This is a genomic window from Pseudomonas sp. Con_6, assembly GCF_059379395.1.
In genome coordinates, this window is the sequence record NZ_CM182011.1 from 1,627,525 (window position 1) to 1,642,759 (window position 15,235).

Annotated in this window: 14 protein-coding genes; 9 read left to right on the plus strand and 5 right to left on the minus strand. The window is 64.9% G+C overall.

Annotated elements, in window-relative coordinates; translation table 11 throughout:
- The first annotated feature begins 24 nt into the window (after window positions 1-24).
- Together AC5QPF_RS07460 and AC5QPF_RS07465 are read left to right on the plus strand one after the other, a co-directional pair.
- Window positions 25-300, plus strand: coding sequence for a DUF1145 domain-containing protein (locus tag AC5QPF_RS07460; protein WP_494962630.1), 276 nt, complete (start codon window positions 25-27; stop codon window positions 298-300).
- Window positions 293-1,051 (plus strand): collagen-like triple helix repeat-containing protein, encoded by a 759-nt coding sequence (locus tag AC5QPF_RS07465; RefSeq protein WP_494962631.1) that lies wholly within the window; start codon window positions 293-295, stop codon window positions 1,049-1,051. The genes AC5QPF_RS07460 and AC5QPF_RS07465 overlap by 8 nt, the downstream gene beginning before the upstream one ends.
- An 87-nt stretch (window positions 1,052-1,138) precedes the next feature.
- Here AC5QPF_RS07465 and AC5QPF_RS07470 read toward each other — a convergent pair whose 3' ends face one another.
- Window positions 1,139-1,603 (minus strand): CopD family protein, encoded by a 465-nt coding sequence (locus tag AC5QPF_RS07470; RefSeq protein ID WP_494962632.1) that lies wholly within the window; start codon window positions 1,601-1,603, stop codon window positions 1,139-1,141.
- A gap of 99 nt (window positions 1,604-1,702) precedes the next feature.
- On the opposite strand from AC5QPF_RS07470, the gene dinG reads away from it, so the two are divergent.
- From dinG to pdxH, 5 genes are all read left to right on the plus strand, one after another.
- A complete protein-coding gene (gene dinG / locus AC5QPF_RS07475) occupies window positions 1,703-3,847 on the plus strand; it encodes an ATP-dependent DNA helicase DinG (protein WP_494962633.1) in 2,145 nt (714 codons plus the stop codon).
- Between the two features lie 98 nt (window positions 3,848-3,945).
- A complete protein-coding gene (locus AC5QPF_RS07480) occupies window positions 3,946-6,183 on the plus strand; it encodes a beta-galactosidase (RefSeq protein WP_494962634.1) in 2,238 nt (745 codons plus the stop codon).
- 150 nt (window positions 6,184-6,333) lie between these two features.
- Window positions 6,334-7,479, plus strand: a complete 1,146-nt coding sequence (locus AC5QPF_RS07485) for a serine hydrolase (RefSeq protein ID WP_494962635.1) — start codon at window positions 6,334-6,336, stop codon at window positions 7,477-7,479.
- An 87-nt stretch (window positions 7,480-7,566) separates the two neighbouring features.
- Complete coding sequence (locus AC5QPF_RS07490; protein WP_494962636.1) at window positions 7,567-8,556, plus strand: OmpA family protein; 990 nt, start codon at window positions 7,567-7,569, stop codon at window positions 8,554-8,556.
- 21 nt (window positions 8,557-8,577) lie between these two features.
- The gene (gene pdxH, locus AC5QPF_RS07495; protein WP_494962637.1) at window positions 8,578-9,225 is read left to right on the plus strand and encodes a pyridoxamine 5'-phosphate oxidase; all 648 of its coding nucleotides are present in this window, start codon (window positions 8,578-8,580) and stop codon (window positions 9,223-9,225) included.
- Here pdxH and AC5QPF_RS07500 read toward each other — a convergent pair.
- Window positions 9,222-9,455, minus strand: coding sequence for a hypothetical protein (locus tag AC5QPF_RS07500; protein ID WP_494962638.1), 234 nt, complete (start codon window positions 9,453-9,455; stop codon window positions 9,222-9,224). The two genes, pdxH and AC5QPF_RS07500, sit on opposite strands and share 4 nt — an antisense overlap.
- Before the next feature lie 145 nt (window positions 9,456-9,600).
- On the opposite strand from AC5QPF_RS07500, the gene AC5QPF_RS07505 reads away from it, so the two are divergent.
- Window positions 9,601-10,065, plus strand: a complete 465-nt coding sequence (locus AC5QPF_RS07505; RefSeq protein WP_009398593.1) for an outer membrane lipoprotein — start codon at window positions 9,601-9,603, stop codon at window positions 10,063-10,065.
- 67 nt (window positions 10,066-10,132) lie between these two features.
- Here the strand turns inward: AC5QPF_RS07505 and nhaA are convergent, their stop codons facing one another.
- Window positions 10,133-11,314: a Na+/H+ antiporter NhaA gene (nhaA, locus tag AC5QPF_RS07510; protein WP_494962639.1), complete on the minus strand. Its 1,182-nt coding sequence runs from the start codon at window positions 11,312-11,314 to the stop codon at window positions 10,133-10,135.
- Window positions 11,315-11,519: 205 nt separating this feature from the next.
- Here nhaA and AC5QPF_RS07515 point away from each other — a divergent pair, with 205 nt between their 5' ends.
- The gene (locus AC5QPF_RS07515; RefSeq protein ID WP_494962640.1) at window positions 11,520-12,614 is read left to right on the plus strand and encodes a pyridoxal-phosphate dependent enzyme; all 1,095 of its coding nucleotides are present in this window, start codon (window positions 11,520-11,522) and stop codon (window positions 12,612-12,614) included.
- A 51-nt stretch (window positions 12,615-12,665) separates the two neighbouring features.
- On the opposite strand, the gene AC5QPF_RS07520 is transcribed toward AC5QPF_RS07515, so the two are convergent.
- Together AC5QPF_RS07520 and AC5QPF_RS07525 are read right to left on the minus strand one after the other, a co-directional pair.
- A complete protein-coding gene (locus AC5QPF_RS07520; protein ID WP_494962641.1) occupies window positions 12,666-14,282 on the minus strand; it encodes an FAD-dependent protein in 1,617 nt (538 codons plus the stop codon).
- A 105-nt stretch (window positions 14,283-14,387) separates the two neighbouring features.
- Window positions 14,388-15,065, minus strand: coding sequence for a COG3650 family protein (locus tag AC5QPF_RS07525; protein ID WP_494962642.1), 678 nt, complete (start codon window positions 15,063-15,065; stop codon window positions 14,388-14,390).
- Between the last annotated feature and the right edge of the window lie 170 nt (window positions 15,066-15,235).

The window sequence follows — 15,235 nt, forward strand, 5'->3', positions numbered from 1 at the left end:
GCGAACCATTGAAGAGGTAAGGCAATGAAAGGCTTGCTGGGATTCTTCAAGGCCCTGACCGTGGTGTTCTGGTGGGTGGTGCTGGTCAATCTGCTGATTCCCGCAGAGCGACCCTTCCACCAGATGATCAATCTGGCCGGGGCGGCGTTGCTGGGGCTGCATGTGCTCGAAGTGCTGTTCTACAACGGTCGCCTGCGCGAGCGCAGCCACCGCTGGTTTGACCGCCTGCAGATTCTGCTGGTGGGCATCTTCCATATTCTTTCCATCCCCGCACCCCGCAAGGAAGTACCGCATGCGTAAGCTGATGCTGTTGACCGCGTTGTTCAGCCCGCTGGTGCTGGCCGATTCCCTGAGCGTGGCACCCCATTCGGTGCTGCGCCTGGCGAACAAGGCCAGTGTCGTTCACCTGGAGCAACTGGACGTGGCGGATTCCGCCACCCTGGTGCTGCCGGCCAGCCTGGTGGAACTGAAGGTCGACCAACTGACGCTGGGGCGTGATGCACGGATTTCCGTGGTGTCGGCTGATGATCCGCTGCGCATCGAAGTGGTCCGGGCACAACTGGCCGAGGGTAGCCTGATCACGGCGACCGGTTCGGCGGGCAACTACCAGCGCGCGGCCCGGCCGGGGCGCAGCCTGGACTTGCGTTTGCGTGCGTTGCAGGCGCCGCTGCTGAGCATCGATGCTCGAGGTGGTGCTGGTGCGCCGGGGTATGCCGGCCTGGATGGCGGCAATGGCGAGGCCGGTGGCTGCACCTGGGGTTCGGCCAGCCGCGGCGCCAATGGCGATGATGGTGGCAATGGACATGACGGTGCGGCGGGCGGTCGTGTGCATCTGGCGTTGCCGGCGGATTATCCGGCGGAGCAGATCAAGGTGCGTCTCGATGGCGGCGCGCCGGGTGTGGCGGGAGCGCCTGGCAAGGCGGGGCAGGGTGGGGCGAGCAAGGGCTGCCTGGTGTATCGCACCGAGGCCGGGGCGAATGGCCGGCCTGGGGTGGCGGGACAGCCGGGGATGGCGGGGGCGGCTGGAGAGTTGAGCGTTCAGCGCCTTTGATGGTGTTCTTCAGGGCCTCATCGCTGGCAAGCCAGCTCCCACACGAACCCTGTGGGAGCTGGCTTGCCAGCGATGAGGCCCTGAAGGTCAGAATGAAAGCCTGGAAGCCGCCACCAGCACCACGGCAATCCCCAGCAGCAGGTTGATCCCCACCATCTTGCGGATCCGCCCTAGTGCCGCAGCTCCCGCCGCCCAGTCACCCGCCTCCACCGCCTTGCGCAACTCCGGCAGCAACAGGCTCTGGATGCGCATGAACAGCGCGAACATCGCGATCCCGCCACCGATCATCACCTGTACATGGCGCGGCGCCGTGTCCAGGGTGCCGAAGTGCATATGCAACATGCCGACACCACTCACCGCCAGGACCAGGATCGAGATCCACACCCAGCTGAAAAAACGCGGAAACACTTCCAGCCACAACTGCAGGCGGGCCGGGCCTTCGAGCACCGTGGCGGCCGCCGGGCGCAGGACCATCCAGGCGAAGAACATGCCGCCCACCCACACCAGGGCGGCCAGGACATGCAGGCTATAAGGAAGGGCAAAGGCGGTCATCGGGCACTCCAGTCAGCGCAAAGGACAATTGGCGGGTATGATAGCCGCCTCATCGAAAACACTGAAAATATATCCAGCCCTCCACGGGCGCCCGAGACCATGATCAGCAACGAACTCAAGTCCCAGATTCAGGGCGCCTACTCGCGTTTTCTCGAAGCCAAGAGCCTCAAGCCACGCTATGGCCAGCGCCTGATGATCGCCGAAGTCGCCAAGGTGCTGGGCGACATCGACGTCGATGACGAAGGCCGGCGCAGCGGCGACCCCGCCGTGGTCGCGGTGGAAGCCGGTACCGGTACCGGCAAGACCGTGGCCTACAGCCTGGCCTCGATCCCCGCGGCCAAGGCCGCCGGCAAGCGCCTGGTGATCGCCACCGCCACCGTCGCCCTGCAGGAACAGATCGTGTTCAAGGACCTGCCGGACCTGATGCGCAACAGCGGTCTGAACTTCAGCTTCGCCCTGGCCAAGGGGCGCGGCCGCTACCTGTGCCTGTCCAAGCTCGACCTGCTGCTGCAGGAAGGCCATGCGCAGAGCGCCACGGCGCAGCTGTTCGAGGAAGAAGGCTTCAAGATCGAGGTGGATGAAGCCAGCCAGAAGCTGTTCAACAGCATGATCGAGAAGCTTGCCGGCAACCGCTGGGATGGCGACCGCGACAGCTGGCCCACGGCCCTGGAAGACCAGGACTGGGCGCGGGTGACCACCGACCACAGCCAGTGCACCGGCCGCCACTGCCCCAACTTCGGCCAGTGCACCTTCTACAAGGCCCGCGAAGGCATGGGCAAGGTCGACGTGATCGTCACCAACCACGACATGGTCCTCGCCGACCTGGCCCTGGGCGGCGGCGCCGTGCTGCCGGACCCGCGCGACACCATGTACGTGTTCGACGAAGGCCACCACCTGCCGGACAAGGCCATCGGCCACTTTGCCCACTACAGCCGCCTGCGCTCCACCGCCGACTGGCTGGAAACCACGGCGAAGAACCTGACCAAGCTGCTGGCGCAGAACCCGTTGCCGGGCGACTTGGGCAAGTACATCGAGCAGGTGCCGGAACTGGCCCGCGAGATCAAGAACCACCAGCAATTCATGTTCGCCGCGTGCGAACAGGTAGCCGACTTCCGGCCCGGCGAGGATGCCGAAGGCCGCGAGCGTCCGCGCTACCGCTTCGTCGGCGGGGTGGTGCCGGAGCACATCCGCGAGATCGGCATCGAGCTGAAGAAGGGCTTCGCCCGTCTCAACGACCTGTTCACCCGCCTGGCCGACCTGCTCAAGGAAGGCATGGATGGCGAGAACAACATCGGCATCGCCAGCCACCAGGCCGAGGAGTGGTACCCGCTGTTCGGCACCCTGCTGACCCGTGCCCAGGGCAACTGGGAGCTGTGGACCGCCTTCACCGCCGAGGACCCGGAAGACAGCCCGCCCATGGCGCGCTGGCTGACCCTGGCCGAAAGCGGCGCGCTGTTCGACATCGAGGTCAACGCCAGCCCGATCCTGGCCGCCGAGATGCTGCGGCGCAACCTGTGGAACGTGGCCCACGGCGCCCTCGTCACCTCGGCGACCCTGACCGCGCTGGGCACCTTCGACCGTTTCCGCATGCGCTCCGGCCTGCCCAAGGCGGCGGTCACCGCGGTGGTGCCGAGCCCGTTCCACCACACCGATGCCGGTGTGCTGCGGGTCCCCGACCTGCGCGCCGATCCGCGGGATGCCGCCGCCCACACCGCAGCGATCATCCGCGACCTGCCGGAACTGGTGGAAGGATCGCGCGGTTCGCTGGTGCTGTTCTCCTCGCGCAAGCAGATGCAGGACGTGTTCGACGGCCTTGACCGCGACTGGCGCAAGCAGGTGTTCATCCAGGGCAACCTGTCCAAGCAGGAGACCCTCAACAAGCACAAGGCGCGGGTCGATGGTGGCGATTCCAGCGTGCTGTTCGGCCTCGCCAGCTTCGCCGAGGGTGTCGACCTGCCGGGGGCCTACTGCGAGCACGTGGTGATCGCCAAGATCCCCTTCGCCGTGCCGGATGATCCGGTGGAAGCGGCGCTGGCCGAGTGGATCGAGGCCCGTGGCGGCAACCCGTTCATGGAGATCGCCGTGCCGGATGCCTCGCTCAAGCTGATTCAGGCCTGCGGCCGGCTGCTGCGTACCGAGGAAGACCGCGGCATCATCACCTTGCTGGACCGCCGCGTGGTTACCCAGCGCTATGGCAAGGCTATCCTCAACGCGCTGCCGCCGTTCCGTCGGGAAATTTCCTGAAGGTTCGTGCGCTCCCACATGCACAATCTTTTCCATTTGCTGCTGTCTATCACCGGAACCAAGGGCTTTCAAAGCCCCTCAAGGAGAACTCCAGCCCCATGTTGCGCCGTACCCTTCCTGCCGCCTTCCTGCTGATGCTCAGCCAGCCCCTGCTGGCCGCCCAACAGACGCTGTTCAACTTCGTGCGCCCGGCCTCGGTGGTCAACGTGGCGACCGGGGATGCCAGCCTGCCGCAGTACAACGCGGAGCAGACGGCCGAGGGCGAGGTGCTGCGCCGCGTGGTGTTCAACCCGGCACAGCGTCCCAACCTGCGCATGAGCCCGCAGACCGGCGTGTGGGACTGGTCGGCGCAGAAGGCCCTGACCCTGCGCCTGCAAAGCGGCATGGACTGGGCCCTGACGGTCAACGTCACGATTGAAAGCAGCGATGGCAAGACCCTCACCAGCCGCATCGACCTGCCCGCAGGTCCGGCGCAGACCGTGGTCATCCCGCTGCAGGCCAGTTCGCCGCTGAGCCACGGCATGCGCGCCGGCCCGCCGATGCCCTGGACCCATGAAGGCCAGCGGGTGCTGGTTGCCAGCAGCGGTGGCGAGCTGGACCTGAGCCAGGTCACCTCCGTGACCCTGTCGATGAACCAGCCCAACGTGGCCCAGAGCGTGCTGATCGAGAAGATCAACCTGCAGGACGACGACAACCTGGTGAATGCCGCCTACACCGGGCTGATCGACGGCTATGGCCAGTTCAGCCGCGGGCGCTGGCCGGAAAAGGTCGGCAACGACGAACAGCTGAAAAGTGCCGCCGGCAAGGAACAGCAACAGCTCAAGACCTGGCTGGCCGAGCGCCAGAAGCAACCGCTGGACCGCTTCGGTGGCTGGACCGGTGGACAGACCTTCGATGCCAAGGGCTTCTTCCGCACGGTCAAGCGCGACGGCCGCTGGTACCTGGTGACCCCGGAAGGCCATCCGTTCTATTCCCTCGGCGTCAACGCGGTGAACGACGAGCCCGGCCGCACCTACGTGGCCGGCCGCGAGACCATGTTCAGCGAACTGCCGGCCGCCGATTCGCCATTGGCGGCGTTCTACGGCGAGGGCAACAACAACGACGGCAATGCCTCGTCCAAGGGCCGCGGTTTCAACCAGGGCCGCTGGTTCGACTTCTATGCCGCCAACCTCGAACGCAGCTACGGCACGCCGTGCGCGAAAACCGCGACCGAGCCGTGCCCGGCGGTCAGCATCGATGCCACCCGCTGGCAGACCCACACCCTCGACCGTCTGCAGGCCTGGGGTTTCAATACCCTGGGCAACTGGAGCGAGCCGAGCCTGGAGAAAGCGCAGCGAGTGCCTTACACCCTACCGCTGGCCATCGTCGGTGATTACGCCAGCATCAGCACCGGTATGGACTGGTGGGGCGCCATGCCCGACCCGTTCGATCCGCGTTTCGCCATGGCCACCGAGCGTGCCGTGGCCATCGCCGCCCGCGATCACCGCGACGATCCGTGGCTGATCGGCTACTTCGCCGACAACGAGTTGGCCTGGGCTGCCCCCGGTGATGACCCCAAATCCCGCTATGGCCTGGCCTATGGCACCTTGCGCCTGACCACCGATGTCCCGGCCAAGCGCGCCTTCCTCAAGCAACTGCGTGACAAGTACCGCAACCAGGAAGGCCTGTCCAAGGCCTGGGGCATCCAGCTGAGCGCCTGGGAACTGATGGAAGACCCTGGCTTCGAGCCGCCGCTGCCGAGTCCGGAGCACCCGGAGATCGAGGAAGACTTCAAGCATTTCCAGCGCTCCTTCGCCGATGCCTACTTCAAGACCATCTCCGATGCCTTGAAATGGCACGCGCCGAACCACCTGCTGCTGGGCGGCCGTTTCGCCGTCACCACTCCGGAAGCCGTGGCGGCCTGCGCTCAGTACTGCGATGTGCTGAGTTTCAACTTCTATACGCCCAAACCCCAGGACGGTTACGACTTCGCCCAGTTGCGCGCGCTGGACAAGCCGATCCTGGTCTCCGAGTTCCACTTCGGCTCCCGCGATCGCGGGCCGTTCTGGCCGGGGCCGATGGAAGTCGCCCGCGAGGAAGACCGCGGTCCGGCCTACGCCGCGTTCCTCAAGGCGGCGCTGGCTGAGCCTGCCATCGTCGGCGCGCACTGGTTCCAGTTGTTCGACCAGCCGGCCAGCGGGCGCCTGCTCGATGGCGAGAACGGTCATTTTGGCCTGGTGGGCATCACCGATGTGCCGTACCAGGGCTTCATTGAGCAGGTGCGCAAAGCGAACCTGGCGGTCGAGAAGGAGATCGTCGGGACGGCGCACAAGCCGGAAGGCGAATCACCTGAGTGATCCCTCCTTTTCCTTGTGGGAGCGCAACCTGCGGGAGCCATGCTACCTACATGAATAGTGGTCATTGTCCGACCCGCGTCTGTTCCCAAATCCCTCGCGGGCTGAAACAATGCCCGCCACTTTTCAGACAGGTCGTTCAGGAGTCGCCGGGTGCAGATTCAGGGTCATTTCGAGCTCAAGTTCGAAGCGGTGCGCGAGGCCTTCGCGGCCCTCTTCGACGATCCCCAGGAGCGCGGCGCGGCGTTGTGCATCCAGGTTGGCGGCGAGACGGTGCTGGACCTCTGGGCCGGTACCGCGGACAAGGACGGCCAGGAGGCCTGGCACAGCGACACCATCGCCAACCTGTTCTCCTGCACCAAGCCGTTCGCTGCAGTCACCGCCTTGCAACTGGTGGGCGAGGGCAAGCTGCAACTGGATGCCCCAGTGGCCCGCTACTGGCCCGAGTTCGTCCAGGCTGGCAAGGACAACGTGACCCTGCGCCAACTGCTTTGCCACCAGGCCGGCCTGCCGGCGATCCGCGAGCTGTTGCCCGCCGAAGCGCTGTACGACTGGCAGGCCATGGTCGATGCCCTGGCCGCCGAGGCGCCATGGTGGACGCCCGGCACCGCCCATGGCTACGCAGCGATCACCTATGGCTGGCTGGTTGGCGAGCTGATCCGCCGCGCCGATAGTCGTGGCCCGGGGGAGTCCATCGTCGCCCGCACGGCCAAGCCGTTGGGCCTGGACTTCCATATAGGTCTGGACGATGCCGAATTCCACCGCGTCGCCCATATCGCCCGGGGCAAGGGCAACCTCGGTGATGCTGCGGCGCAGCGCCTGCTCAAGGTCACCATGACCGAGCCCCAGGCCCTCTCGACCCGCGCCTTTACCAATCCGCCGGCGATCCTCACCAGCACCAACAAGCCGGAATGGCGGCGCATGCAGCAGCCCGCAGCGAATGGTCACGGCAATGCCCGCAGTCTTGCCGGCTTCTACGCCGGCCTGCTCGACGGCAGCCTGTTGGAGTCGGACCTGCTCGACGAACTGACCCGCGAACACAGCCTGGGCGAGGACAAGACCTTGCTGACCCAGACCCGATTCGGCCTCGGTTGTATGCTCGACCAGCCTCAGGTGGCCAACGCTACCTTTGGCCTCGGCGCACGCGCCTTCGGTCATCCGGGGGCAGGTGGCTCGGTTGGTTTCGCCGACCCGGAACACGATGTTGCCTTCGGCTTCGTCACCAACACGCTGGGCCCTTACATCCTCATGGACCCCCGCGCGCAGAAACTGGTGCGGGTCCTGGCGACCTGCCTTTGATCGGCTGACCCTGTACTCGGGGCTAGCGTTGGCTATTCTGCAACCACTTCATTCATATTTTTCTTTCATTTTCATGGTGTATCGCTGATGTCTTCACATAAAACCTTAGCTCTTGCCCTGTGCCTGGCCATCACCGGCTGCGCCCAGCATCCCCAGAACGACAGCGCCGACAGCGGTAGCAGCTGGTGGCCATTCGGTTCGGACAAGGTCGCCGACAAGGAAGTGAAGGACGCCGTCAACGAGAAAGTCGCCAAGACCGAGGCCAAGGCAGAAGCCAAGTCCGAGGGCGGTAGCTGGTGGTGGCCTTTTGGTGGTAGCGATGACAAGGCCGGCGAGAAGACCGCCGCGGTGCCGAAGATCGACACCAAAGCCACCCAGGCCTGGCTGGACAGCTACGAACCGAAGCTGCGCGAAGCGATCAAGGACAGCAAGCTGGAGCTGGAGCGCCGCGAAGACGTGCTGGTGGTGACCCTGCCGGTGGACAGCGGCTACAACCCGGACCGCCCGGCGATGCTCCTGCCGATTTCCCTGGCGCCGATCACCCGGGTCGCCAAGCTGGTCGAGACCGACACCAAGACCGCCGTGCTGATCCTCGGCCATGCAGACAGCAGCGGTGCCGCTGCGGCCAATCAGAAGCTCAGCCTGGAGCGCGCGGCATCGGTCTCGGCGATCTTCCGCCTCAGTGGCCTGCAGCGCGACCGTCTGAACCTGCGTGGCATGGGCTCGGTGGCACCGCGTGCCGCCAACGATAGCGCGCAAGGCCGTTCGCTGAACCGTCGTGTGGAAATGATCCTGACCCCGCAAGCGACCATGGTCGCCCTGGTCGCCAAGTACCAGCAGCCGACGCCGAGCCCGGCCGAACTGGTCGCGGTGCAGGACGTCAAGCCGGCTGCGGCAAAACCAGTGGCCAAGGCGGCAGCCAAGGCTCCGGCCAAGGCCGCTACGGCGAAGAAAGCAGCCCCGGCGAAAACCGCCGCGGCCCCGAAAAAAGCGGCTCCAGCCAAACCGGCTGCGAAAAAAGCCGAGCCCGCGGCGAAGAAGGTCGCGGCCAACAACAGCCCTGCGAAGACCAACTGATCCTCTCAAGGAACGCTGTAGATGACTCAATCCCTGGCTGATATGCGCCGTGACTACACCCGTGATGGACTGGCCGAGGCGCAGGCCCCGGCCGAGCCTTTCGGTCTGTTTCACCAATGGTTCGCTGATGCGGTGAAAACCGAACAGGCGCCGGTGGAGGCCAATGCCATGACCCTGGCCACCGTCGACGTGCAGGGCCGGCCGCACTGCCGAGTCCTGCTGCTCAAGGGCCTGGACGAACACGGCTTCACCTTCTTCACCAACTATGAGAGCGCCAAGGGACAGCACCTTGAGGCCAACCCCTACGCTGCCATGACCTTCTTCTGGCCTGCGCTGGAACGTCAGGTACGGATCGAAGGGAAGGTGGTTAAGGTGTCGCCGGAGGAATCCGATGCCTATTACCAGGTGCGCCCGCTCGGCAGCCGCCTGGGCGCCTGGGCATCACCGCAGAGCCGGGTGATCGCCGATCGTGGCGAGTTGGAGGGCTTGCTCAAGGCCACCGAGCAGCGTTTCAGCGACAGCCAGCCACATTGCCCTGAACATTGGGGCGGTTACCGCCTGCTGCCGGAGCGCATCGAGTTCTGGCAGGGGCGTGCCAGCCGTCTGCATGACCGTCTCAATTACCGTCTCGATCAGGGGGCGTGGGTGCGCGAGCGTCTCGCCCCCTAAGTCCTATAGCCTGCGGCCTCGCGTTCCAGCCAGGCCGCCAGCTCCTTCCGTTTGACCTTCTGCGCCCTGGCGGCGTCCAATCGTTGCAGCATGAACGCGCGCTTGCTTTCGTCCTTGCCGGCAAAGGACAAGGCCAGGTCGCGGTCGGTCCAGCGACGGATCCGCACATACAGCCAACCGTGGAAATACAGGCCGGCCACGGTGGTGATGGCGATGATGAAGTAATCCATGTCTATTCTTGTTCCCAAGTCTTCTGAAGGTTCAGGGCCTGCCGCCTGTACTGAAGCTGAATGGAAGCAATTTTTCCCTGGGCGTATCGTGACAGTCGTCAATGCGCGCAGTCTAATGAGCACCTGTCTTTAAGGAGATGATCCTATGCGTAAATCTGTACTGCTGGTTGCATCGTTCACCACGATGTCGTTGCTGCTGGGCGGTTGTGCCTCCAACCTGTCCGGTGATTCCTATTCCCGGGACGAGGCGCGTCGCGTGCAGACCGTGCGCATGGGCACCATCGAATCCCTGCGTCCGGTGAAGATCGAAGGCACCAAGACCCCGATCGGCGGTGGCGCCGGCGCGGTCGTCGGTGGTGTCGCCGGTAGTGCCATCGGTGGCGGTCGCGGCAGTATCGTTGCGGCGGTGATCGGTGCGGTCGCCGGTGGCCTGGCGGGTTCCGCCGCCGAAGAAGGCCTGACCCGTACCCAGGGCGTGGAAATCACCGTGCGTGAAGACGACGGCAGCATGCGCGCCTATGTGCAGCAGGTTCAGGAAAACGAGATTTTCCGGGTCGGTGAGCGCGTGCGCATCATGACCGTCAACGGCACCAGCCGCGTCAGTCACTGAACGCTGGCGGCAACAACGAAAAACCCCGAGTCGGCTCGCGCCGCTCGGGGTTTTTTCTTGTCCGCGATCAGTTGGGTGGCTGTTTCGGGCTGGACATTGCGGTGATGGCGTAGCCGACGATCGCCGCGATGATCGAGCCGGTGAGGATACCCATACGGTCCATGCCGGCGTAATCGCTAACCCCGGGCTCGAAGGCCAGGGAACCGACGAACAGGCTCATGGTGAAGCCGATGCCACAGAGGATCGCCACGCCAAGGATCTGCCCCCAGTTGGCGCCGGCAGGCAGGGCGGCGAGGCCGAGCTTGATGGCCAGCCAGGTCAGGCCGAACACGCCGAGGGTCTTGCCCGCCAGCAGGCCCACGGCAATGCCCATCGGCACGGCATGGGTGAAGCTCTCCAGGGTGACGCCGGCCAGGGACACGCCGGCGTTGGCGAAGGCGAACAGCGGCAGGATGCCGTAGGCCACCCAGGGGTGCAGCGCGTGTTCCAGGCTAAGCAGCGGCGAGGTCTCGGCGTTGCGGGTGCGCAGCGGAATGCACAGGGCCAGGGTGACGCCGGCGAGGGTGGCGTGGACGCCGCTCTTCAGCACGCAGACCCAGAGGATCAGACCGATTACCAGGTACGGCCCGAGCTTGACCACGCCCATCCGGTTCATCGCCACCAGCGCCGCCAGGCACGCCGCCGCCAGCATCAGCGACAGGGGGGAGAGGGCACCGGAGTAGAACAGGGCGATGATGATGATCGCGCCGAGGTCGTCGATGATCGCCAGGGTCATCAGGAACAACTTCAGCGACACCGGCACGCGCTTGCCGAGCAGGGCCAGCACGCCGAGGGCGAAGGCGATATCGGTGGCGGTGGGGATCGCCCAGCCGGCGATGGCGGCGGGGTTGTCACGGTTGAGGAACCAGTAGATCAGCGCCGGCACCAGCATGCCGCCGATGGCGGCCGCGCCAGGCAGTACCACCTGGGACGGCTTGGACAGGTGGCCTTCCACAAGCTCGCGCTTGACCTCAAGGCCAATGAGCAGGAAGAACAGGGCCATCAGGCCGTCGTTGATCCACAACAGCAGCGGCTTGGCGATGCTCAGTGCACCGATCTGCACGGCCACGGGGACCTCGAGCAGGCCGTTGTAGAGCCACGACAGCGGTGAATTGTTGACGATCAGGGCCAGGACCGCGGCGGCGATCAGCAACAGGCCGCTGGCGGCTTCAAGCTGAAAGAATCGGGTGAAAGTGCTACGTAGAGGCAAGGTCGCTCCTCCATCGAATGACAAAAAGGCTGAACACCCTAACCCGAGGTGTTATTCATATAAATAAAAATTATATTCTTTTTTGTTATAAGCTGTTTCAATCTTGTTCGGGCTATCGGCTCCTGCTGGCATTCGCGCAGGTTTTTGCTTGTATGGACGGTAGTCGCTTTCGCAGTCGTTCGCTCCTCTTGCCCGAGAACCGCACATGAATCATCACCGCACCTGGGTCCGTGAAGCCATCCGCATCATCGAGGCCGATTTCCAGCGCAGCGCCGATACCCACCTGATTCCCTTGCCGATGGCCGGTTTTCCTGATGTCGATCTGTATTTCAAGGACGAGTCCAGCCACCCCACTGGCAGCCTCAAGCATCGCCTTGCCCGTTCCCTTTTCCTTTATGCCCTGTGTAATGGCTGGCTGCGTCCCGGTGCACCGGTTATCGAGGCGTCCAGCGGTTCGACGGCGATTTCCGAGGCGTACTTCGCCCGCCTGCTCGGCCTGCCGTTCATTGCGGTGATGCCGGCGACCACTTCGCGGGAGAAGATCGCCCAGATCGAGTTCTACGGCGGCCGCCCGCATCTGGTGCAGGATCCGACGCAGATCTACGCCGAGTCCGAGCGCCTGGCGCGGGAGGGTGGCGGGCATTTCATGGACCAGTTCACCTACGCCGAACGCGCCACCGACTGGCGGGCGAACAACAACATCGCCGAGTCGATCTTCAGCCAGATGCATTTCGAGCGGCATGCCGAGCCGGCCTGGCTGATTTCCAGCCCAGGCACCGGTGGTACCACGGCGACCCTGGGGCGTTACGTGCGCTATCGCCGGCATCCGACCCGGGTGTTGTGTGCCGATGCGGAGCGTTCGGTGTTCTTCGATTGCTATCGCAGCGGTGACCGTGCACTGCGCCTGGACTGTGGGTCGAAGATCGAAGGGATCGGCCGGCCGCGGGTCGAGGCGTCGTTCCTGCCGGCAGTGATCGATGCCATGGTCAAGGTGCCGGACGCGCTGTCGCTGGCGGCCATGCATTATCTGGCGCGGCGTTTGGGACGGCGGGTTGGGGGATCGAGCGGGACCAACCTGGTCGGTGCGTTGCAGGCGGCGCTGCATATGCAGTCGGCGGGGGAGTCGGGGTCGATCGTGGCTATCCTCTGCGACAGCGGCGAGCGTTATGCGACCACCTATTACGACGAGGCATGGCTGAAGGCTCAGGGCTTCGAACTGGAGCCGTTGATTGCGGTGGTGGCGGGCTGTGTAGAGCGGGGTGAGGCGTTGCCGGAGAGCGTATTGCGCGAAGGGATCTGATATCTGCCGTGGCCTCATCGCGGGCGTTGCTCGCGATGAGGCCCTGAAGGCTTACTCGGAAATCCCGAGCATGCTCTTGGCCACGGCCTCGGCGATACGAATGCCATCGACCCCGGCCGACAGGATCCCCCCGGCATAACCCGCCCCTTCACCCGCCGGGAACAATCCCTTCAGGTTCAGGCTCTGCAAGGTCTCGTCACGGGTAATCCGCAGCGGCGACGACGTGCGCGTTTCGATCCCGGTCAGGATCGCATCCGCCAGGCTGTAGCCCTTGATCTGCCGTTCGAAGGCCGGAATCGCCTCGCGCAGCGCCTCGATGGCGAAGTCCGGCAGGCTCGGTGCCAGGTCACCCAGGGTAATGCCCGGCTTGTACGACGGCTCTACGCTGCCCAGCACGGTGGAAGGACGCCCGGCCACGAAGTCACCCACCAACTGTGCCGGCGCCTGGTAGTTGCTGCCACCCAGCACATAGGCATGGGCTTCCAGGCGCTCCTGCAGCTCGATGCCGGCCAACGGACCGCCCGGGTAATCTTGCTCGGGAGTGATGCCGACGACGATGCCGGAGTTGGCATTGCGCTCGTTGCGCGAGTACTGGCTCATGCCGTTGGTGACCACCCGGCCCGGCTCGCTGGTGGCGGCGACCACGGTGCCGCCCGGGCACATGCAGAAGCTGTACACCGAACGACCATTCTTGGCGTGGTGCACCAGCTTGTAGTCGGCGGCGCCGAGTTTCGGGTGGCCGGCGTACTTGCCCAGGCGCGCTTTGTCGATCAGTGACTGCGGGTGCTCGATGCGGAAACCGATGGAGAACGGCTTGGCTTCCATGAACACGCCACGGCTGTGGAGCATGCGGAAGGTGTCGCGGGCACTGTGGCCGAGGGCCAGGACCACATGGCGCGAATGCAGCTCTTCACCGTTGTGCAGGACCACGCCGTTGAGCTGGCCGTCTTCCATCAGCAGGTCGGTGACCTTGTGCTCGAAGCGCACCTCGCCGCCCAGGGCAATGATTTCTTCACGGATGTTCTCGACCATGCCGGTCAGGCGGAAGGTACCGATGTGCGGTTTGCTGACGTAGAGGATCTCGTCCGGCGCGCCGGCCTTGACGAACTCGTGCAGGACCTTGCGGCCGTAGTGCTTCGGGTCCTTGATCTGGCTGTACAGCTTGCCGTCGGAGAACGTCCCGGCGCCGCCTTCGCCGAACTGCACGTTGGACTCGGGATTGAGCACGCTCTTGCGCCACAGGCCCCAGGTGTCCTTGGTGCGCTGGCGTACTTCCTTGCCCCGTTCGAGGACGATCGGACGCAGGCCCGCCTGGGCCAGGATCAGGCCGGCGAAGATGCCGCAGGGGCCGAAGCCGACCACGATCGGGCGCTCGGCCAGGCCACCTTCGGGCGCCACGCCCACCGGCTTGTAGCTGACGTCCGGGGCGACGACGACATTGTGGTCGTCGGCGAACCTGCCCAGCACGGCGGCTTCGTCACGGACCTCGAGGTCGATGGCGTAGATGAACAGCAGTTCGGTGTTCTTCTTCCGCGCGTCGTAGCTGCGCTTGAAGATGGAGAAGTCGAGCAGCTCAGCGTCGTCGATGCCCAGGCGTTGCACGATGGCCTCGCGCAGGGCCTCGTCGGGATGATCCAGCGGCAGCTTCAGTTCGGTGATTCGTAGCATGACAGGGTCCAGTATCCCGGCCATGGAAGGGCCGGCGGCTTTACACAAACCGCCAAGTATAAAGCTTTCGCCGGCCGGGCAGGCAGATTGAATGTGCGCCGGTGGTCAGTCGTTGCGCGAGCCGCCGTAGTAGCCGCAACCCTGCATGGTCTGGCCGTCCACTCGCAGTTGCGCACTCAGGTGGCTGACGCCGCCGGTGGAGACGTCGACGCAGCGTTGCGGGGCCAGCCACAGCTCGACTTTCTGGCCGTTGGCCTCGCTGCTGACACTGATGCCGCCGCCGGGCATCTGTTCTTCAAGGTAGGGCAGGGCCAAGGGTGGCTGTTCCGGGCGATTGAGGACCATGCCCTGGCCGCTGACGTTGAGGTTCCAGAAGGGCTCCTGGCCGTAGGCACGCAGGGTCAGGCGCTTGAAGTTGGGGTCGGTGCAGGCGCCGGCCGAGTGGTCGATGCGATACAACTGGTGCACGTTGAACTGGCCGTCTGTGCCTTTGCCTGGGTTGGCGGACAGGGTGCCGCGCAGGTCGGCGAAGAGGACACCGGGGGTGGCTGCGAGGGTTGCGGCCTCCTGCAGCAGGCCGGTGTTGCCGGCGTCGTTGACGACGAAGCGACGGCTTTCTGTGCACGGCTTGAACAGTAGTTGGCCATTGGCGGCGCTGAGCTCGCCTTGCAGACGGGTCATGCCGGCAGTGGAGACGCTGGTTTCCGGCTGCTCGTCGAGCAGGCTGCAACCGGCGAACAGCGGCAACAGGGCGGCGACGAACAGGGAGGGGGCGATACGCATCGAGGAAAACTCCGGGATCTCTGCCTGAAAAGTTTCCAACGGTATGCAGGGTGGAAGGGGATTACAAGTGAAGTTGCGTCAGGAAAATCTGCTGTTCTTGTAAGGTTCATCGCTGGCAAGCCGGCCCCCACCCTGTGGGAGCTGGCTTGCCAGCGATGAGGTCCGGGAGA

What these genes read in the sequence shown, in the direction of transcription:
- AC5QPF_RS07460 (WP_494962630.1), top strand. Translation starts at nt 25, where the DNA reads ATGAAAGGCTTGCTGGGATTCTTCAAGGCCCTGACCGTGGTGTTCTGG.
- AC5QPF_RS07465 (WP_494962631.1), top strand. Translation starts at nt 293, where the DNA reads ATGCGTAAGCTGATGCTGTTGACCGCGTTGTTCAGCCCGCTGGTGCTG.
- AC5QPF_RS07470 (WP_494962632.1), bottom strand. Translation starts at nt 1,603, where the DNA reads ATGACCGCCTTTGCCCTTCCTTATAGCCTGCATGTCCTGGCCGCCCTG.
- dinG (WP_494962633.1), top strand. Translation starts at nt 1,703, where the DNA reads ATGATCAGCAACGAACTCAAGTCCCAGATTCAGGGCGCCTACTCGCGT.
- AC5QPF_RS07480 (WP_494962634.1), top strand. Translation starts at nt 3,946, where the DNA reads ATGTTGCGCCGTACCCTTCCTGCCGCCTTCCTGCTGATGCTCAGCCAG.
- AC5QPF_RS07490 (WP_494962636.1), top strand. Translation starts at nt 7,567, where the DNA reads ATGTCTTCACATAAAACCTTAGCTCTTGCCCTGTGCCTGGCCATCACC.
- pdxH (WP_494962637.1), top strand. Translation starts at nt 8,578, where the DNA reads ATGACTCAATCCCTGGCTGATATGCGCCGTGACTACACCCGTGATGGA.
- AC5QPF_RS07500 (WP_494962638.1), bottom strand. Translation starts at nt 9,455, where the DNA reads ATGGATTACTTCATCATCGCCATCACCACCGTGGCCGGCCTGTATTTC.
- AC5QPF_RS07505 (WP_009398593.1), top strand. Translation starts at nt 9,601, where the DNA reads ATGCGTAAATCTGTACTGCTGGTTGCATCGTTCACCACGATGTCGTTG.
- AC5QPF_RS07515 (WP_494962640.1), top strand. Translation starts at nt 11,520, where the DNA reads ATGAATCATCACCGCACCTGGGTCCGTGAAGCCATCCGCATCATCGAG.
- AC5QPF_RS07520 (WP_494962641.1), bottom strand. Translation starts at nt 14,282, where the DNA reads ATGCTACGAATCACCGAACTGAAGCTGCCGCTGGATCATCCCGACGAG.
- AC5QPF_RS07525 (WP_494962642.1), bottom strand. Translation starts at nt 15,065, where the DNA reads ATGCGTATCGCCCCCTCCCTGTTCGTCGCCGCCCTGTTGCCGCTGTTC.